The organism is Methanocaldococcus indicus, from assembly GCF_049554935.1.
Classification (GTDB): Archaea; AGJL01; Methanococci; order Methanococcales; family Methanocaldococcaceae; genus Methanocaldococcus; species Methanocaldococcus indicus.
On sequence record NZ_CP186926.1, the window covers coordinates 1,370,194 to 1,390,064 of the forward strand.

Genomic DNA, 19,871 nt, shown 5'->3' on the forward strand with positions numbered 1-19,871 from the left:
ATTATCCCAAAATTCTTATACCTTTTTCATATATCTCAAATTTTATCTCTTCTTCTGGAGCATATAAATGTTTTTCTAAATATGCTACTCTATAATCCTTACTTTTCTCCAATCTAATTATACATTTGCTCCAATACTCTAAAAGATTTCCTCCAGCAGCTTCAAATCCATTAGTCGTTTCCCTTCCTTGGTTTGTTATAAGGACAGCTATATTGTAAGATTTAGCCAACTTTAACAATGTTCTTATCTGATTTCCAAGCATTCTATTTAGAGTTATATTTTTATCTGCTTTATCAGTTAATTCCAATCTATATAGAGAGGTTATATTATCCACAACAACTAAATCAATTTCATTAGCCAACTTTGGAAGTTCTTTTAATATAATTCTATCTTGCTCAAAAAAGTCAAATATGTTATAAACCAACAAATTCTCTAAAAGTTTATGGTTATTTTCAATTTGTAAAATTCTTTTTATTGAAAGTCCTCCCTCTGTGTCAATATAAACAACTTTTCCATTATCTTTTATATAATTTATAGAATTGATTATACAAATATTTGTTTTTCCACTTCCAGGAGGTCCATAAATTTGAGTTATAATTTCTCTATCAACCTTATCAGTTAATATTTTTGTTAGCATTTATTCTCTCCTTAATGCTTTTAGCTACTTCTTTTGGATTTTCATTCTGATAGATAGCTCTACCAACAATAATATAATCATTATCATCTAAAATATCTATAATATCCTCAATCTTTCCTCCTTGGGCTATAACTCCTGGTGTAATAACTGGTTTTTGAGAAGTCTCTTTTAATTTTTTTAATCTATCAGGTTTTGTTGCAGGAGCTACAATATAATTAACATTTAATTTTTTAGCTAAAAGAGCTAACTCTTCAGCAATTGGTTTTAAAAATTGTTCAGCTCCATTATGACTCATTTCAGTAACTAAAATAACCTTTTTGTCTTTGGCAGTGTTTAACACTGCTTTAACTGATTCTTCACCAACAAATCCATGGACAATAATTCCATCAGCATACTTTAATGTTATTTTAGCTATTTTTTCATTTGTTGAAGGTATATCTGCAACTTTAAAATCAGCTATAACTTCTTTATTGTATCTTTCTTTAATTTCTTTTATTATCTTTATTCCATAAGGCAAAACTAATGGATATCCTACTTTTATAGCATCTATATAGTCAATAACTTCATCCAATATTTTAAAAGCTCTTTCTTTATCTTCAACATCTAAGGCAAGCATAAGCTTTGGCATCTATTCCACCTTTTCAATAACTAAAATAATAAAATTTCCTCTTTTAGAGAATTTAGATAATAATTTATCAATTCTCTTCCAAAATTTAAAAATCATTTTTAAGTTAGGGAATATCTTAAATATAGGAGGAAAAAAATAAAAGCTTTTTTTATATATTATTTTGTATCCTTTAAAATCTTCTATTGATAAAGGTTTATGAAATATATCAAAATTAAAAAATATCTCTTCTTTAAATAAGCAATCTTTATTCATAAAAACAATTATTGCCTTCCCTCCTCTTTTTAAAACTCTATATATTTCCTTAAATCCCTCTATTCCAATATGTTCTAAAACATTTATACATAAAACTGTGTCAAAAACATTATCTTTAAAAGGTAAATATAATAGGTTACCTACAACTTTTTTATCTCCTTTATGTTTCTTTAACAAATTTAAAGATATATCTAAATATATAGTATCATAATCTTTCAGTATATTATAAAATCTTCCAAATCCAGAGCCTGCATCTAACACAAACCCAGAGATTTTATCTTTAATCTCTTCTTCAATTAATGTATCTGCAAAATCTATAATATCTTTCATATATTTGGGTAGTTTATTAACATCCCAATGGTCATAAAATTGTTTTATTTCTTTTGTTTTCATACTATTCTCTTAAATTATTATTCTTGCATCTCCTACAATGCCACAATGGTCAAATACAAACAATGGATTTATCTCAATCTCTTTAATATTGTTTATTTCAGCTATAACACCAATCTTTATCAAAGTTTCTGCTATAAAGTTTATGTCTTTCTTTTTTTGTCCTCTATATCCTTCTAATATTTTGTAAGATTTTAGTTCTTTAATCATGTTTATAGCATAGTTTTTAGATATTGGCAATACTCCTAAGGATATATCTTTTAAAACCTCTACAAATATTCCTCCTAAACCAACCATAACTGTATAGCCTAAATCATCTTTCTTAGAGCCTACAATAACCTCAACTTTCTCTCCATCAATATACTCCTCTACAAGAACTCCTTCAATTTTTTTTCCTTTTGCTCTTTCAATTAATGTTCTATATGCTTCTCTTGGATTTTCTGGATTTATTATTACTCCTCCTATATCACTTTTATGTAAGATTTCAGGAGATACAATTTTCATAACACATTTGTCAAATTTTTTGGCATAAAATTCAGCTTCCTCTTCACTTCTTGCTAAATAACCTTTTGGAACAGGAATATTATATATTGAGAGTAGTTTTTTTGCTTTATACTCATTAACATCTTTTAATAACTCTCTAATAATATTTTTGTTTTCATCTGTTATTTTTAAGAACTCTTCTTTTACTTTATAATAGTAGTTATCATCTTCAATTTTCTTACTGTATTTATAAAGATAAGATAATGCCTTTACACCATTCTCAGGAGTTATATATGATGGATATCCATTCTTTCTTAAATAGCTCTTAGCTCCTTTTATTGAAATTCCTCCAACAAATGAGGTTATGAGAGGTTTAATATTTAAATCAACTATTTCTTTTGCCACTTCTAATGGTTTAGTCATCTTTTGAGGAGTTAGTATAACTAAAAAAGCATCTATATTCTTATCTTTTGATAAAATTTCTATAACTTTTCTATATCTTTCAGGAGTTGCATCACCTATAATATCTAATGGATTTGAAATATTGGCTGTTTTTGGTAGAACTTCTTTAAGTTTATTTACTGTCTCTTCTGAAAAATTTGGTAATTTTAAATTATACTTCTCAGTGTAATCAGCTGCTAAAACACCAAATCCCCCTGCATTTGTAATAATAGCAATATTATTTGATTTTAAAGTTGGCTGAGTTGAGAATATATGTATTAAATCAATTAACTCCTCAAATGTTTCAGCAATAATAAAATTCAGCTGCTTAAATAATGCTTTATATACTCTATATTCTCCTGCTAAGCTTCCAGTATGTGATTTAGCTGCTTTCTTACCAACCTCACTTTTTCCAGATTTTAATACAATAATAGGTTTATTTACTTTCTTAGCTATTTCTTTAAAATTTTTATCTTTTAAACCTTCCAAATATATAGCTATTAGTTTTGTCTCATTATCATTGTTTAGATACTCTAAAAGTTTCCCTTCCAACTCCATAATATTGTTTCCTAAACTTACAACCTTTGAAACTCCAATATTTAGGAGTGGGCAAATATCTAATATAGCATTTAAAACAGCACCACTCTGTGAGATGATAGCTACATTTCCTTTTGGAGGATATATATTAGAAAAAGAAGCATTTAGATTGTTGGATGTATTAATAATTCCTAAGCAGTTAGGTCCTACAACAGTTATATTGTATTTCTTAGCTATTTCTTTTATTTTATTCTCTAACTCATAATTGCCAACTTCTGAAAATCCAGCAGTTATAATAACAACTGCTTTCACTCCCTTTTTCCCACATTCCTCTAAAACATTAGGAACTACAACATTGGGAGTTACTATAACAGCTAAATCTATATCATCATCAACATCTAAAATTGACTTATAACATTTATATCCTAAAATTTCACTATATTTTGGATTTATTGGATATATTTTTCCTTTAAAATCTTTCAAATTGTTTAATATTGAGTATCCTACTTTATTCTCTTTTGGAGTGGCTCCAATAATAGCAATTGATTCAGGATAGAATAAGTATTTTATCATAGTTATCCCTAAATTAGTTTTATAATAAATTTTTTAGTTGTTGGTGATAAATATACTTATTGAAAAGATTGAAAGATTGAAAAATAGTGAAGTAAAAGAAATTATAGATAAAAGAATCAAAGAGTTTAAAGAGTTTAAAAATAAGGATAATAAAGAGTGGTTTAAGGAGTTATGTTTTTGCTTATTGACAGCAAACTTTTCAGCTGAAAAATGCATAAAGATTCAAAAAGAGATTGATGATGGTTTTTTAACACTTAGTAGAGAGGAGTTAGAGAACAAATTAAAAGAGTTAGGCCATAGATACTACAAAAAAAGAGCAGAATACATAGTATTGGCAAGGAGATATAAGAATATAAAAGATATAATAACAAGTTTTAGAGATGAAAGAAAGGCAAGAGAATTTTTAGTTAAGAACATAAAAGGTTTAGGTTATAAGGAGAGTTCTCACTTTCTAAGAAATGTTGGTTATGATAATGTAGCTATAATAGATAGACACATTTTAAGAGAGCTATATGAAAATAATTATATATTAGAAATACCAAAAACTCTATCTAAGAGAAAATATTTAGAGATTGAGAAAATTTTAGAAGAAATAGGTAGAGAAGTTAATTTAAACTTAGCAGAGTTAGATTTATATATTTGGTATTTAAGGACTGGAAAAGTTTTAAAGTGATTTTTATGGGAGATATTGAAAGAATCTCCATAAGCTTTTCAAAATTTTTATTAGAAGAGATTGATAGGCTTATAAATGAAAAGGGATATTCAAGTAGAAGTGAATTAATTAGGGATGCTGTAAGAAAAATGATTTTAGAGAATAATACATTAGATAGAGAAGGAATTATAAATGGAATAATTATAGTTGTTTATTACCCTACCAAAGAGAATTTAGATACTATGAGTAAGTTATATTTTGAGTATCACAATCTTATAAAATCTGTAAATCAAGGATATATAACTACACAATGTGGAAAAAATATGAAAGTTGAGATGTTTATTGTTGAAGGTAAAGGAAAAGAAATAAAGAATTTTTATGAATCAATAAAAAAATTAAACAAAAAGATATATGATAAAATAGTAGTATTTTAAATACATAAAATTTTATTTTAAGTGGGAATAATTATGTTTGGTAAGTTAAAAGAAAAGTTATTAAATGCTGCATCAAAAATAACTGAAAAAATTTATAAAAAAGGAGAAAAACAGGATGAAGAAGAAAAAAAGATTATAGCAAAAGTTGAGGAGAAAAAAGAGAATTTAAAAGTACAACCAAAAAAGGAAATTATAGATGAAAAGAAAGAAATAAGCTTTTTTGATAGATTTAAAATAACAAGAACTATAAAAAAAGTTATTAAGAAAGAGGTTGTTATTTTAGAGGAAGATATTGAAGATATTTTAGAAGAGTTAGAGATTGAACTGTTAGAGGCAGATGTAGCTTTAGAAGTTGTAGAGAGACTATTAGAAGAGATTAAAAATGAGTTAGTTGGTAAAAAAATATCTGCTGATGATAATGTTGAAGAAATTGTTTTAAATGCTATAAAAAATGCTATAAGAAATATACTCTCTCAGGAGTATATAGATATTGAGGAAATTATTCAAAAAAATAAAAAATTAGGAAAACCAACAGTTATTGTTTTTGTAGGAATAAATGGAACTGGAAAGACTACAACAATAGCAAAATTAGCATATAAATTAAAAAACAAAGGTTATAAAGTAGTTTTAGCTGCAGGAGATACATTCAGAGCAGGGGCTATTGAGCAGTTGGAGGAACATGCAAAAAGGATTGGAGTGAAAGTTATTAAACATCAACCAGGAGCAGATTCAGCAGCTGTTATATATGATGCTATTCAACATGCAAAGGCAAGAGGTATAGATGTTGTTTTAGCAGATACAGCTGGAAGACAAGCAACAAACATTAACCTAATGGAAGAAATCAAAAAAGTAGTAAGAGTAACAAAACCAGATTTAGTTATATTTGTTGGAGATGCCTTAACTGGAAATGATGCTGTATATCAAGCTAAGGAGTTTGATGAAGCTGTTGGAATAGATGGAGTTATTCTCACTAAAATAGATGCTGATGCAAAAGGAGGGGCTGCTCTATCTATTGGTTATGCTATTGGAAAACCTATTCTATACTTAGGGGTAGGACAAAGATATGAAGATTTAATAGAATTTTCTCCAGATATAATAATTAGAAATATATTTGAAGAAACTCAAAAATATTCAACTGAGAGAGAATTTTAAATTTTTTGGGAAAGAGGGATGATAACACATCGATGTCCTGAGCTATGATGAAACTTTTTTTCTGACCTCAGAATTTAATCATTTTATAAACTTTCTTAGCTTCTTCATCAACTAAATCTTTAACTTTTATGTATGAGTCAGATATTGATATTATTGTCTCAGTTGGATATGTCTCTACAAAAATAGAGTATAGCTTAAAGTTTAACTCTCTTTTAAGTTTTTCTAATTTATCTATAAAGCTTTTTGGAACTTTTGCATATCCATCAGTTATAAGTAGTATATCAGCACTTTTATTCTCTCTCATAATTATCTCAACTGCTTTATTTAATGGCTCAACAAAATCTGTTCCTCCACCAAAGTAGAGAGAAGCCAACCCCACCAACTCCTTATATGATATCTTCCCAGGAGTTATTTTTTTCACATATCTTACTCCATCATCAAAAGCTATATAGTATATCTCTCTTTTCTCTCTTTTAGCAATTTCAATTAAAGATAAAGCAACAGCCTTACTCCATATCTCTCTTTCCCCATACATTGAACCACTATGGTCAATTAAAATAATTATTGGCCCTTTCTCATTATTTTCTCTACTTTTTAACTCATAGTTTAAAAGTTTTCTCTCATAAAATTTTCTTAAAAATTCTAAATATAATATTTCATCAGAAAAATAAGTTATTTCTTTTGGTAGGAGATATTTTAAGTTTCTACCAACTTTTATAGAATACACTTCTTCAGGATTATATTGTAATTTATTTTTATATTCTGATATTGCTAACTTCCTTAATCTACCTAATTTTTTAATAATTTCTTTTAAAACTTTGTTTTTAATAATCTCATCAACAAGATTAAATTTTTCTTCAACAGACAAATATTTTTTATCTCCTTTTCCCCTACCAAACTCTTTAATAGCCTCTAAACCCTCTATAACCTCAACTATCTCATTTCCTACTTCTTTAATAGTTTCATTTCCCAATTTTTCTAATTCTTCTGGTGAAATTTTTGAAAGAGAAGTTTTATTTAACCTATTTAAATTTTTAAAGAATTTGTCTATAAATAAGATTGTTGCTGTTCCTGAGTTTGCAATGTTCAACTCAGTCAATAGCTTAGATTTCTCATATTCAATACTACTTATAGCTCCCTTTAAAATATATTTATTTATATTAAATTTTTCTTCTACAAAATCATTAAATTCAACAACATACTTAAAAAAAGTATAAAATGTATCTTCAATTAATTTCTCATGCAACTCAGAAGAGTAATGTCTTAAAAGCTTTTGAATATACTGGCTGTTCTTTAAAAATACTTCAAAAGCTTTTTTATCATAAGCATCAAATTTTATAACATTTTTATTATTCATTTAATTTACCTTTTAGAATATTTTCTATATATTTCTTAAAACCTTCAACTTCTCTAATAACATCATCTATTAAGTTGTGTGGTTTTTCATTTTCAATTGCCTTATTTTTAGCATTTTTTAAAGAAAGTAACATACTATTTAACTTTCCTAAAATCTCTAAGCATTTTCTATACTCTATTCCTCCTAAACCTAATCTATCTTTATCTATCTTTTTAAACTCACTAACTAAGTTATCTAATATCTCTCTCTGCTCTAATGCAAAGCCCTCATAATGGTTAGATATCTTAAATACTTCCACAGAAACTTTAAAGAACTCATCTGGCTCATTCCAAAATATATGCCTTAATATATCTAAATCATTTACATCTGCTTTATCCTTCCCATTTAAATAAGCATAACTCTTAACTGCCTTAACTGATTTCTTTAATCTCCTATCTGATATAGTTATACCTTCATTTTCTAATGCAAATTTTATATTTATTATATCTTTTTTAATTGATGAGATATCAACTTTTTCAACTTCTTTTTGTAAGTTTTTTAGCTCATCTATTGACATTTTTGTTTTTGGTTTATATTCCTCACTCAAATCTAACAATTTCATTAAGTCATCAAATGCCTTTATATTCCTTACAACCTTCCTAAATAGGAATCTATCATAGAAAGCTAAGAGTTCATTCTCTTCAGGAAGTTCATTAGATGCTGAGAACAAACTTATTAATGGAACTTTCTCTATCCTATCTCCATTGTGATATATCCTCTCATTTATTATTGTTAATAGTGAGTTTAATATTGAACTATTTGCCTTAAACACTTCATCTAAAAACGCTATCTCGGCTGTCGGTAGATAATTATCTGTTTTCCTTACAAACCTATCGTTATCTTTCAATTCTTTAATACTTAAAGGTCCAAATAACTCATCTTCAGTTGTAAATCTTGTTATTAGTTTTTCAAAATATTTAGCGTTGAAGTGAGAAGAGATAGCTCTAATTAATTGAGATTTAGCAGTTCCTGGATTACCTAAAAAAATAGTGTGCTCACTACATAATAAAGATGTCAATGCTATATCTATCTCTTCCCTCCTCTCTATAAAATAGTTATTCAACTCTTCCCTTATCTTTTGTAACATAAATATCAACTCTTTTTAAATTTTAAAAATTCTTTAAATTTCTCAAATGCTTTTTTTCTATGAGATATTTTACTCTTCTCTTCAACTCCCAACTCTGCAAAAGTTTTATTGTATCCTTTTGGTATAAAAATAGGGTCATAACCAAATCCTTCTGTTCCTCTCTCCTCAATAGAAACTTTACCATCAACTTTTCCAATAAATAGCTTTACTCCAAACTCATCACAATAACCTATAACTGATTTAAAATAAGCTTCTCTATCATCTACATCTTCTAACAATTTCAAAATTCCTTTATTTCCAATAGTTTCATATACAAATTTTGAGTATGTCCCAGGAAAACCTTTTAATGCCTTAACAAAAAAGCCACTATCTTCCACAATAACAGGTTTTTTTAATTTTTCATAAACATATCTTGCTCCAAACTCAGCAACTTCCTCCAAACTACCCTGTATCTCAGGATACTCTATTTTTATTTGCTCAACTTCAAACTCATCTCCTAAAATAATTTTTGCTTCTTTAACTTTGTTAATATTTCCAGTTGCAAAGTATATTTTTATTTAAATCACCTTTATATAGTGTAGTAGAGATGTCCCCCCAGTTTAACACACTCCCATCATCCAACAGCTTAGCTATGTCAGGGAGGCTAACCCACTGGGGGGATTATATTATATATTATAATAACTTCTTAAATATAAGCTCATCTTTTTTATAAACAAATGTATTATCTTCAATATCTCTATCTATTAAACAACTTGCACCTATCCAGCAGTTGTTTCCTATCTTTACTCCTGGCATAAAAGAAACTTGTATTCCTGTTTTTACATTATCTCCCATAATAACTCCTAATTTTCTTACACTCTCAACTCTTTTACCCTTTATATTTACTTTAACTGGTTTGTTATCAAATCTTAAATTTGCAGTTATTGTATTACATCCAAAATTACAATTCTCTCCTACAATACTATCTCCAACATAAGAGAGATGAGGAATTTTTGAATTTTTCATAATAATTGATGATTTTATTTCTGATGAATTTCCAACAAATACATTCTCCATTAACACAGTATATTCCCTTATATATGCTAATGGTCCAACAACACATCCTCTTTTTATAATAGCTGGACCATAAATAACAGAGTTCTCTCTAATAATAGCTCCTTCCTCAACAATAACATTCCCTTTAATAACTACATTCTCTCCAATCTCTCCCTTAATCTCTCTTTTAATCTTAGTTAAAAAATATTTATTTGCATCTAACAAATCCCAAGGCTTTCCAATATCATTCCAATAACCATTTAAAATATATCCTTTGACTTTTTCCTCTTTTATTAAGATTTTTATAGCATCTGTTAGCTCTTTCTCTCCTCTTTTTGAAATATTTATTTTTTCTAAAATCTCAAAAATCTTTTTATCAAGTTTATAAATTCCTGCATTTATTAAGTTTGATTTAGGATGTTCGGGTTTTTCTTCTATATCAACAATAAAATTGTTATTATCTAACTCAACTACCCCATAATCTTTGGGATTATTTACTTCTTTTAGAGCTATTACATATTTATATTTAAATATATCTTTTAAATCATCTTCAAAAGCAATATCTCCATTTATAACTAAAAATTCATCATCAACATAATCCTTAGCTGTTAAAACAGCTTCTCCTGTACCATCAATTTCTCCTTGCTCTAAAAAAGTGATTTTAGGATGCTCTCTAAAATATTCTATTATCTTATCTTTATTGTATTTAACAACAATATATATATTATCTACATAATTCTCTATTTTTTCAACTATATGCTGTAAAATAGGTTTTCCAGCTATTGGTAAAAGTGGTTTAGGCCTATTAACAGTTAAAGGTCTTAATCTTTCCCCTTTCCCTGCTGCTAATATGATAGCATCCATAGTTCCACATAAAAAAATAGTTAGAATTAGAAATAATTATTTTTTAATTTCTTTTAAAGCTTCTTCAACTTCTGCATTTTCATGGACTATCTTACATACAGCTCTTGTTATTCCTACAACATCTCTGTGTTGGAAGATATTTCTACCAGTTGCTACCCCAACAGCTCCAGCTTCAATAGCATCCTTAATCATTTGTAAGAATTCCTCATCAGTCTTTGTTTTTGGACCTCCTGCTATTACTATTGGAGCTGGACAACCTTTAACAACTTCTCTAAAACTATCTATATCTCCTGTGTAAGATGTTTTTATTATATCAGCTCCTAACTCTGCTCCTAATCTTGCTGCATGAGCTACTAATTCTGGGTCTCTTTCATTTTGAATATGTTTCCCTCTTGGATACATCATAGCTATTAAGGGCATTCCCCAGTACTCACATGTCTCTGCTATCAATCCTAAATCTTTGTATGCTTCCCAATCTTCATCTGAACCAACATTTACATGAACTGAAACAGCATCAGCCCCCATTCTTATAGCTTCTTCAACTGTTGTAACTATAACCTTCTTTAATGGATTAGGTGAGATAGAAGTTCCAGCAGATAAGTGTATAATTAATCCAATATCTTTGCCATATCCTCTATGCCCATGTCTAACTATTCCTTTATGTAAAAGAACAGCATTAGCTCCTCCTTCTGCAACATTATTTATTGTTGTTTTCATATCTACTAATCCAGGAATTGGTCCATTAGAAACACCATGGTCCATAGGAACTATAACAGTTTTCTCACTCTCTTTATTAAATATTCTCTCCAATCTTACCAACTTCCCTAAATTCTTTATATCTTTAAAGAGTTCCATAATACACTCACCTAAGGTATTTTTATTCAGGATTATTATTTATGGTATATATACTTTTAATAATTTTATATTTTAAGGTGAAATTTATGGATAGAGAAGAGGCTATTAATTTTCTAAACTCTAATGATTACAACCAAATATTAGAAAAGTTAAATGAAATAAATAAAAAATTTAAAAGAGAGTATATAACTTACTCAAAGAATGTTTTTATACCTCTCTCAAAATGGTGTATAAATAGATGTGGGTATTGTGTATTTAGGGAAGATAAAGCAAGTTTAATGAAACCTAATGAAGTTAAGGAAATTTTAATTAAAGGAGATAAGTATGGATGTAGAGAAGCTTTATTCACTTTTGGTGAGAGAGTAGACGAAAACAAACAAATAAAAGAAGAATTAAAGAAATTAGGATTTTCTAATATAATTGAATATCTATACCATTTAGAAGATTGGTGTTTAGAAAATACAAATCTCTTACCACATACAAACTGTGGAATTTTGAATTATGATGAGTTAAAGTTGTTAAAAGAAGTCAATGCATCAATGGGTTTAATGTTAGAGAACATCTCAGAAAGATTGATGAATACAATAGCCCACAAAGACAGCCCTGGAAAACATCCAAAGTTAAGAGTTGAGATGATAGAAAATGCTGGAAAATTGAAGATTCCTTTTACAACAGGTTTATTAATTGGGATTGGTGAGAATAATGAGGAAATTGTTGATTCTCTCTTTAAAATAAAAGAGATTCATAATAAATATGGACATATACAGGAAGTCATAATTCAAAACTTTAAACCAAAAAAAGGAATTCCTATGGAAAATTATAAAGAGCCATCTCCTATAAAGATGTTAAAGGTAATTATTTTAGCAAAATTAATCTTAGAAGATATTTCAATCCAAATACCTCCAAACTTAAATAGAGAGACAGGACAACTATTTTTATTAGCTGGAGTTGATGATTGGGGAGGAGTTTCTCCACTAACAAAAGATTATGTTAATCCAGAAGCAGAATGGCCAGAAATTGAAGAACTAAAAAGATTAACAGAAGAAGTTGGCTTAAAACTAAAAATGAGATTGCCAGTTTATGATAAATATATTAGTAGAGAGTGGCTGAGTGAAAAAGTTTATAATAAAATTGTTGAAATGTGTGAATTTAAAGCATAGATTAAAATAGTCAAAAATAATAATAAAAAAATAAAAACTTTTTAAATAATGAATTGTGTTTTATAGTTAAGATTTATATAATGTTCAATTTGGTGATTAGTATTGAAAGGAGCTGAAGCTGTTATAAAAGCATTAAAAGCTGAAGGTGTTGATATTATCTTTGGATATCCTGGAGGGGCTATGCTACCTTTTTATGATGCTCTATATGAGAGTGATTTAATTCACATATTAACAAGACATGAGCAAGCTGCTGCACATGCTGCTGATGGTTATGCAAGAGCTTCTGGAAAAGCAGGAGTTTGTGTCTCTACTTCTGGGCCAGGAGCTACAAACTTAGTTACTGGAATAGCAACAGCATATGCAGATTCTTCTCCTGTTATAGCAATAACTGGACAAGTGCCTACTAAATTAATAGGTAATGATGCCTTCCAAGAAATTGATGCTCTTGGAATATTTATGCCTATTACTAAACATAACTATCAAATTACAAAACCTGAAGAGATTCCAGAGGTTATAAGAGCAAGTTTTGAAATAGCAACAACTGGAAGAAAAGGACCAGTCCATATAGATTTACCTAAGGATGTTCAAACAGCTGAATTTGATGAAAAACTTTATCCTATCCCTGCTAAGGTTGATTTACCTGGATATAAGCCAAAAACTATTGGTCATCCTCTCCAAATAAAAAAAGCTATGAATCTAATAGCTGAATCTGAGAGACCTGTTATTTTAGCTGGAGGAGGAGTTATTTTAGCTAATGCTCATCAAGAGCTTTTATTGTTTGCTGAAACATTAAAAATTCCTGTTGCAACAACTTTAATGGGAAAAGGAGCATTTCCAGAAGAGCATCCTCTCTCATTGGGAATGGCTGGAATGCATGGAACAAAAGCTGCAAACTATGCAATAAATGAGTCAGATGTATTGATTGCTATTGGATGTAGATTCTCAGATAGAGTTACAGGAGATATTAACAGTTTTGCTCCAGAGGCAAAGATAATACATATAGATATAGACCCAGCAGAGATTGGAAAGAATGTAAGAGTAGATATTCCAATAGTTGGAGATGCTAAAAATGTATTGAGAGATATGCTCAAATTAATAAATACAATTAAATTAAAAAATAAAGATATGTGGTTAGAAAGAATCAACTATTTAAAAAAACAGTCCATTCCATTTATGGACTTCAATGACAAACCAATAAAACCTCAAAAATTTGTTAAAGAGCTAAGAGAAGTTTTGTTAGAATTAGATAAAAATTTAAAAAATACAATAATAACAACAGATGTAGGACAAAATCAAATGTGGATGGCACATTACTTTAAAGTTAATTATCCAAGGTCTTTTATTTCTTCAGGTGGATTGGGAACTATGGGATTTGGATTCCCAGCAGGAATAGGAGCTAAGTTAGCTAAACCAAATAAGAATGTTATTTGTATTACTGGTGATGGAGGATTTTTAATGAACTCACAAGAGTTAGCTACAATCAAAGAGTATAATATTCCTGTTGTTATATGTATATTTGATAATAGAACATTAGGAATGGTTTATCAATGGCAAAATCTTTATTATGGAAGAAGACAGAGTGAAGTTCATTTGGGAGAAAGTCCTGACTTTGTTAAATTAGCTGAGAGTTATGGAATAAAAGCTGATAGAATATACTCCCCAGATGAAATAAAAGAAAAATTAAAAGAGGCAATAACATCAGAAGAACCATATTTATTAGATATTGTTATAGACCCTGCAGAAGCTCTTTCAATGGTTCCACCAGGTGGAAAAATAACAGAGTTTGTATATCCAGAGAGAGTAGAACCACAACCTAAAAAAGTAGATTTTAATATAATAAAGCAATATAAAGAAAAAGTTAAGGAAGAGTATTAATCAATAGAAAATCTTAACAATGCAGCTATTCCTCCAAGAGCTTTTAACTGTTTTCCTGCATCATGCTCAGAAGAAACTATAACAACATTCCCTCCAATTTCTTCAACTTTATTTATAATTTCTTCAATCTCCTTATTTCTTATTATACTATCTGAAACTAAAAGAGTGTCTATTGCAGCATAGTTTATAGCTTTTTTAACATCTTCTAATCCATAAGCAGCTAATCCATCTTTTGCTATCTCCTCTAATAATCTCTCTACTAATTGTGTTTCTTTTGCAACTCTTGAATCAGCATATATCCTATTTATTATCCCTCTTTTTATTGCTTCATTCAATCCTGCTTTTGAAGTTAATGAGACAGATTCAACAATAACCTTTTTTTTGATTTCAGGATAGTTATCTAAGAACTTATAAAAATTGTTTTTAGCAAATCCTGGACCTGCAACTAATATATTATCAGCAGAATACTCCTTTAAAACCTTGGCTATTTCATGGTAATACTCCTTTTTTAATTCTTCATTAGCTTTGTAATCTAATCTTTTAGATGAGTGAGATTTAATACTACATATTTCTTTTATTTTATAATCTTTTACTTCAAAAATATCAGCTTCTTCATCATCCATAATAACAGCTAAAATCTTTGGTTTTTTAGAAGATTCCAAAGCTTCTCTTATCCTATCAATTTGCCATTTTTTCCAATCTTTTTCTATTGTTATTTCATCAAAAGGTTTTATTTCAATTGTATGATGACTACCTAATGGCACTAAATCAGGACCTTTTATAATTTTCCCTAAAATTCTTAATCTTTTAGTATTTTCATCAAACTCAGTATTTTCAACCTCAACACCTAAGAACATTTTTATCTTAGCACCTCTATCTGCTCTAATAACATCTCCTTTATCCTGCACTCTCCTCTCAGATAGAGCATAAACTTTATCTCCAACCTCAATAATATTGTATAAATCCCACAAATCATCTAAGTTCTCTGGCATTAACTTAATAATATTTTTTTCCTCTTCTAAAATTTTCATAAGTATCCCCTAATTTGATTATTTTTTATTAAACATTTTTAAAAATTATTTTTATAGTATTAGATAAAATTCAAAAATTTTGTTTTTTATTTATATTATACTATATATACAAATATTTGAATATATCAAGAACTATAGATACATTACCAAAGTTGCTGGAATTTTTAAAAATAGTACTACTAAAAACACATTAAATAGTTATTGTGTGTGCAGTGGGCAAATTTTTTTATAAAAATAAAAAAAGATTATGTAAGGAGTTTATTGGATATCGGAGAAAGAATCTAAGTAAATTTGTTTAACTCTCTCTTTTGTAGCTTCAACTGGAGCTAAACTTAGGAGGATATCCAAACTTGGAGTGTTGAAAGCTAATTCAACCAACTCATCAACATCTTCCTCTTTAAATCCTAAATCTCCTAATTTTTGTGTTAATCCCATTTCTTTTAACCAATTCTCTACTTCTTTTGCTAAGAATAATCCATCCTCCTTAGCTTTCTTATAATCTTTTACAATTGGTTCATAAATGTATGCAAATATCTCTGGAACTGCTGAATGACAGTGTTTTATAACTGCTGGTAATAACACTCCTAAACCTATCCCGTGAGTAACATCTGGATTAATTCCACTTAAAGGATGCTCTAATGCGTGAGTGTAGTGTAACAATCCATTATCAAAGCAAATTCCTGCTAATGCAGAGGCATATAACAACCAATATCTTGCTTCTAAATTACTTCCATCTTCTAATGCTATTGGTAAGTATTTTGCTATAATTTCAATAACTCTTCTTGCTAACTCTATTGAATATGGGCTTCTTGCTAAACTTGTAGCTGCTTCATTAACATGGTTTAGAGCATCTATTGTTGTAGCTAAGGTTTGATATTTATCCAATCCAACTGTTAATTTTGGGTCATCAATTGAGAATTGTGGATAGATAACCTCACTAACTAATGCTGGTTTGTAATTATCTTCTGGAATGTTTGCTACTGCAAATCTATCAACTTCTGTCCCTGTTCCGTGTGTTGTGTTTATTGCAACAATTGGTTTAGCTTTTTCTGGTGTAAATTCATACTTGTATAAGCTTCTACCATTTTGGTCTGGATATTCTAAGAGAACTGCTACTCCCTTAGCACTGTCAATTGGACTACCTCCACCAATTCCAACTACAAAGTCAGCATTTATCTCTCTACCTAATTCAGTAGCTTCATCCACCATATCAACTGTTGGGTTTGGAGCTATTTTATTGTAAATTTCATAGTTCATATCATATTTTTCTAATGCTTTTTCAACATAATCCCAAGCTCCTGTTTTCTTATAACTGCTTCTTCCAGTTACAAATAATACATTTTTCATTCCTTTGTTTGCATAGTAATTAAAGATGTCATCTATTTTTTCTATTGCCCCAACTCCAAAGTAACATATTGGTTTTGCTCTTAACTCAAATACTTTGTTTATATCTACTCTATCCATCCATTCCATACCTCTCTCACCTCTTAAAAGGTTTATTAAGTTTAATGGATGTTAAAAGTATATACTGTTAAAAGTATATAAAACTTAACCTTGCAACTTCACTTTGAGAGAGGATTTTTACTAATAACAAGTATTGTTGCAGTTTGATTATAATGTCCAAGTGACCCCCCTCTGGTAGCACCTTGCTCTCCATAGGTATTAAATCCTATTACTGGGACATCATCTCCTACAACCTCTCTTATAAGCTTAATATCATCAATTCCTAATTCTTTATTTAATAAGTATCTTAATATACAATTAAACACAATTATGCAAGCAACATCTTCTTTTTTACAAACTGAACTAATTGTATTTTCAAGTGCTTTTTTAAACCTCTCCTCTGCAATTTTTTTGTTTGTTGTCATCAAATTCAAGTAAATGTTTTCTGGAACTTCTGAATAGAAAGTTAAACTCTTATCTGGATTTTCCATCATAATACTTTTTATGGTATATTCTCCAAACACATCACAAGCTCTGACTCCCAAAGGATTATCAGCAAAAACTTGGGGAGTGAGGTTTTTTACTTTGAGAGTGTCTTTTAGCACTTCTGATGCTGGCTGTCCATCAAGCTCATAAACACATCTATTTTTTGATTTTGTAACTATAAATCCTTTATCTGTTGGAATGTAAGGATGAGTCATTCCTGTTCCCATTTTAAAACCACAAAGAATTGAGAACACTACACTGTTAGTATAAACTCCATTACATATTTGATAAGTTCTTTTAAACTTCAAATCATCCCCAGAAGAACCACCAACAATATTGATATTTCTCCCCATTTTTTGGACAATTCCTCTCATACAACTTTCTTCAACTCCTGCTAATCCATCTGGGATTATTATTGAGTGAAAAGGGTTTATATTCATATAATTCAAATTTTTTGATTTTAAGTATCCTAAAAATAGGAAACTTGCTAAGGTAGGGTCAGATGTAATATCTTTATAAGCTGATATACAAGCAGTTTCTCCTGCTTTTATTGGATTTTCACTCAAATTAGTTCCTATTCCTACACCAACTTTTAACATAGGGCTTTCTAAGGTTAATACAGCAACACTATTCTCTTTGTATCCTTCTAAATTACTCAACTCTCCTGCTGTTGAGCATCCAATTATATAACCTGTTGGGATAACTTCTCTTACTTCATCATATACCTCATTAGGATTTAGATTTGAGGAAAAAAACACTATTGAGAGTTTTGGTTTTTGCAAACCTTCCATAGCTTGTTGTCCTGCCTCCTTACCAGTTTCAGCATGTCCAATTCCTACCTTTAACATAAGTTTCACCTATCCCCACATTAATACTACCTAAAATATATTACAAAATCAAAAAATATATAAAAGAGACAACTCTATCAATAGTTAAAAATATTTAATTAAAAAAATAAGTGGTTAGAATAGAGCTCTTTTAGCTATTTGGTAAGCATTATTCATAGGTATAAATCCTATTAAACAACTTAAAAGTCATCCTTCTAATGTTATCAGGAGCAATAACCTTTGGTCGATCATCATCCCTTACAATTACATATTTATAAATAATAACTGAGATATATAACTTTATGAGCGTTTAAATTTTTAATTTTTTGTTAAAAGAAACTGTCAGGTGAATCAATGAATTTAAATGATATGATTAATATTGTTTTTATAATTATATATGTGGGGATAATACCATGGTTTGTTAATTGGATAATACTAAATAAAAATAATAAAACAATAAATTTCCTAAAATCCTTTGATTATATAGAAACTATGGTGGATAATAAAACTAAAATTATTATCTCTGTTGTTGAACTAGTTTTTGTAATTGGTATAATACTCGGATATAATTATTTTCATCAATTTTTAAATATTAATAAAGTAATTTACTTACTTTTTAGTAGTATAGTGATATTTTTTGTAGATTATTCGTTAAAAATTCACTTATTGAGCAAAACTATTCAAATACAATGTAATAGTAGGTAATAGATATGAATCTAGGATATTACTTCCAACCTTAGTATTAATTTTATTTACCTTTGGCTTTTTATCTTCTTTGATAACGAATATTGACACTGTCAAGTTAACGACATCAACCAATTGTAGAACATCATGAAACTTTTAATCCAGCTAACAACTGTATCGAATTTGCTGTTATTAGGAAACCTATTATAAAATGCTTTAGTTCTTCGTTTGAGTAGTGAGAAAAAGCTTTCTACACAATTTCTCAGTCCGAATCTGACTCTTTCAAATTCTAAACCCAATCTTTGCCATGCCCACGGATACCATCTTCCACCATCGACCAAAATCTTCGGCTTATTAGAGCAAAATTTTAATATACTCTTAACGAATAATATAGTATCGAGGCAGTTTCTTGTTTCAGAAACATAAACTCCCAAGCACTCTTTCGATTCAACATCAATAGCAGACCATACGTAAATATTTTCATTTCCAATCTTTAGTTTGGTCTCATCGATTGCAATTGCGTATCTTTCCTTTCTTTCAGGTTCGTTTAAAACATCTTTAATCTTGTGATAATAAGTCCTAACCGACTCATGGCTTATACTTTCGAATTGGGAAAGAAACAAACTTACCTTCCTCAACGATAGTCCAAGATAATACAAAATCCCAGCTAAGATTTTAACTTCTATCGACTTCTTATTCCTTTTAAAAATCTTCTCCTCTTCGATTCTCTCCTTTAAGACTTCTATCGTGAGCTTCATATTTTATTATTTTTTATCAATTATTAATAAAAGCTTAACTTGACACTCTCTAATCATCACAAAATTTTTTTATTATTTTAAGCAAATAATAAAAATTATTATTATCTGTTATAACCTCAAACTTTAACATATTCATTTATCCCCCTCTAAAAATTATTAAATTATTTTAAAAGTTGTAAATGACAACATAA

Annotated in this window: 18 protein-coding genes; 5 read left to right on the forward strand and 13 right to left on the reverse strand. The window is 28.7% G+C overall.

Features of this window, described 5'->3' with window-relative positions; genetic code table 11:
* Position 1: 1 nt before the first annotated feature.
* Genes radB through ACPB8Q_RS07740 form a run of 4 tightly spaced genes read right to left on the reverse strand, consistent with a single transcriptional unit; the run spans position 2 to position 3,941 of the window.
* Positions 2 to 637 carry a DNA repair and recombination protein RadB gene (gene radB, locus ACPB8Q_RS07725; RefSeq protein WP_423792594.1) on the reverse strand — a complete coding sequence of 212 codons (636 nt, stop codon included), beginning with the start codon at positions 635 to 637 and terminating at the stop codon, positions 2 to 4.
* Positions 615 to 1,265 carry an orotidine-5'-phosphate decarboxylase gene (gene pyrF / locus ACPB8Q_RS07730; RefSeq protein WP_423792595.1) on the reverse strand — a complete coding sequence of 217 codons (651 nt, stop codon included), beginning with the start codon at positions 1,263 to 1,265 and terminating at the stop codon, positions 615 to 617. The genes radB and pyrF overlap by 23 nt, the downstream gene beginning before the upstream one ends.
* Complete coding sequence (locus ACPB8Q_RS07735) at positions 1,266 to 1,910, reverse strand: class I SAM-dependent methyltransferase (protein ID WP_423792596.1); 645 nt, start codon at positions 1,908 to 1,910, stop codon at positions 1,266 to 1,268. It lies immediately after the preceding gene.
* Between the two features lie 9 nt (positions 1,911 to 1,919).
* A complete protein-coding gene (locus tag ACPB8Q_RS07740) occupies positions 1,920 to 3,941 on the reverse strand; it encodes an acetate--CoA ligase family protein (RefSeq protein WP_423792597.1) in 2,022 nt (673 codons plus the stop codon).
* A gap of 52 nt (positions 3,942 to 3,993) precedes the next feature.
* On the opposite strand from ACPB8Q_RS07740, the gene ACPB8Q_RS07745 reads away from it, so the two are divergent.
* The 3 genes from ACPB8Q_RS07745 to ftsY are packed head-to-tail and all read left to right on the forward strand — an operon-like array spanning position 3,994 to position 6,179.
* Positions 3,994 to 4,614 (forward strand): N-glycosylase/DNA lyase, encoded by a 621-nt coding sequence (locus tag ACPB8Q_RS07745; protein WP_423793439.1) that lies wholly within the window; start codon positions 3,994 to 3,996, stop codon positions 4,612 to 4,614.
* Positions 4,615 to 4,619: 5 nt separating this feature from the next.
* The gene (locus tag ACPB8Q_RS07750; RefSeq protein ID WP_423792598.1) at positions 4,620 to 5,027 is read left to right on the forward strand and encodes a CopG family ribbon-helix-helix protein; all 408 of its coding nucleotides are present in this window, start codon (positions 4,620 to 4,622) and stop codon (positions 5,025 to 5,027) included.
* A 33-nt stretch (positions 5,028 to 5,060) separates the two neighbouring features.
* Positions 5,061 to 6,179, forward strand: a complete 1,119-nt coding sequence (gene ftsY, locus ACPB8Q_RS07755; RefSeq protein WP_423792599.1) for a signal recognition particle-docking protein FtsY — start codon at positions 5,061 to 5,063, stop codon at positions 6,177 to 6,179.
* 67 nt (positions 6,180 to 6,246) lie between these two features.
* Here ftsY and ACPB8Q_RS07760 read toward each other — a convergent pair whose 3' ends face one another.
* The 5 genes from ACPB8Q_RS07760 to ACPB8Q_RS07780 all read right to left on the reverse strand — a co-directional run bounded on the left by ACPB8Q_RS07760 (position 6,247) and on the right by ACPB8Q_RS07780 (position 11,416).
* Entirely contained in the window at positions 6,247 to 7,536 is a 1,290-nt protein-coding gene (locus tag ACPB8Q_RS07760; protein WP_423792600.1) for a VWA domain-containing protein, read from the reverse strand.
* Positions 7,529 to 8,662 (reverse strand): AAA family ATPase, encoded by a 1,134-nt coding sequence (locus tag ACPB8Q_RS07765; protein ID WP_423792601.1) that lies wholly within the window; start codon positions 8,660 to 8,662, stop codon positions 7,529 to 7,531. The genes ACPB8Q_RS07760 and ACPB8Q_RS07765 overlap by 8 nt, the downstream gene beginning before the upstream one ends.
* A 5-nt stretch (positions 8,663 to 8,667) precedes the next feature.
* Positions 8,668 to 9,219 carry an XTP/dITP diphosphatase gene (locus tag ACPB8Q_RS07770; RefSeq protein ID WP_423793440.1) on the reverse strand — a complete coding sequence of 184 codons (552 nt, stop codon included), beginning with the start codon at positions 9,217 to 9,219 and terminating at the stop codon, positions 8,668 to 8,670.
* Positions 9,220 to 9,334: 115 nt separating this feature from the next.
* On the reverse strand, positions 9,335 to 10,561 hold the full coding sequence (gene glmU / locus ACPB8Q_RS07775) for a bifunctional UDP-N-acetylglucosamine diphosphorylase/glucosamine-1-phosphate N-acetyltransferase GlmU (RefSeq protein WP_423792602.1): 1,227 nt from the start codon (positions 10,559 to 10,561) through the stop codon (positions 9,335 to 9,337).
* Between the two features lie 36 nt (positions 10,562 to 10,597).
* Positions 10,598 to 11,416 (reverse strand): class I fructose-bisphosphate aldolase family protein, encoded by an 819-nt coding sequence (locus ACPB8Q_RS07780; RefSeq protein WP_423792603.1) that lies wholly within the window; start codon positions 11,414 to 11,416, stop codon positions 10,598 to 10,600.
* Between the two features lie 86 nt (positions 11,417 to 11,502).
* On the opposite strand from ACPB8Q_RS07780, the gene cofG reads away from it, so the two are divergent.
* The gene (cofG, locus tag ACPB8Q_RS07785; RefSeq protein WP_423792604.1) at positions 11,503 to 12,576 is read left to right on the forward strand and encodes a radical SAM protein; all 1,074 of its coding nucleotides are present in this window, start codon (positions 11,503 to 11,505) and stop codon (positions 12,574 to 12,576) included.
* 102 nt (positions 12,577 to 12,678) lie between these two features.
* Positions 12,679 to 14,451 carry an acetolactate synthase large subunit gene (locus ACPB8Q_RS07790; protein ID WP_423792605.1) on the forward strand — a complete coding sequence of 591 codons (1,773 nt, stop codon included), beginning with the start codon at positions 12,679 to 12,681 and terminating at the stop codon, positions 14,449 to 14,451.
* On the opposite strand, the gene ACPB8Q_RS07795 is transcribed toward ACPB8Q_RS07790, so the two are convergent.
* From ACPB8Q_RS07795 to ACPB8Q_RS07810, 4 genes are all read right to left on the reverse strand, one after another.
* A complete protein-coding gene (locus ACPB8Q_RS07795; protein WP_423792606.1) occupies positions 14,448 to 15,482 on the reverse strand; it encodes a pelota family protein in 1,035 nt (344 codons plus the stop codon). The two genes, ACPB8Q_RS07790 and ACPB8Q_RS07795, sit on opposite strands and share 4 nt — an antisense overlap.
* Positions 15,483 to 15,740: 258 nt before the next feature.
* Positions 15,741 to 16,955: an iron-containing alcohol dehydrogenase gene (locus ACPB8Q_RS07800; protein ID WP_423792607.1), complete on the reverse strand. Its 1,215-nt coding sequence runs from the start codon at positions 16,953 to 16,955 to the stop codon at positions 15,741 to 15,743.
* 89 nt (positions 16,956 to 17,044) lie between these two features.
* Positions 17,045 to 18,259: an FIST signal transduction protein gene (locus ACPB8Q_RS07805; protein ID WP_423792608.1), complete on the reverse strand. Its 1,215-nt coding sequence runs from the start codon at positions 18,257 to 18,259 to the stop codon at positions 17,045 to 17,047.
* A 776-nt stretch (positions 18,260 to 19,035) separates the two neighbouring features.
* On the reverse strand, positions 19,036 to 19,680 hold the full coding sequence (locus tag ACPB8Q_RS07810) for an IS6 family transposase (RefSeq protein WP_423792566.1): 645 nt from the start codon (positions 19,678 to 19,680) through the stop codon (positions 19,036 to 19,038).
* Positions 19,681 to 19,871 lie beyond the last annotated feature (191 nt).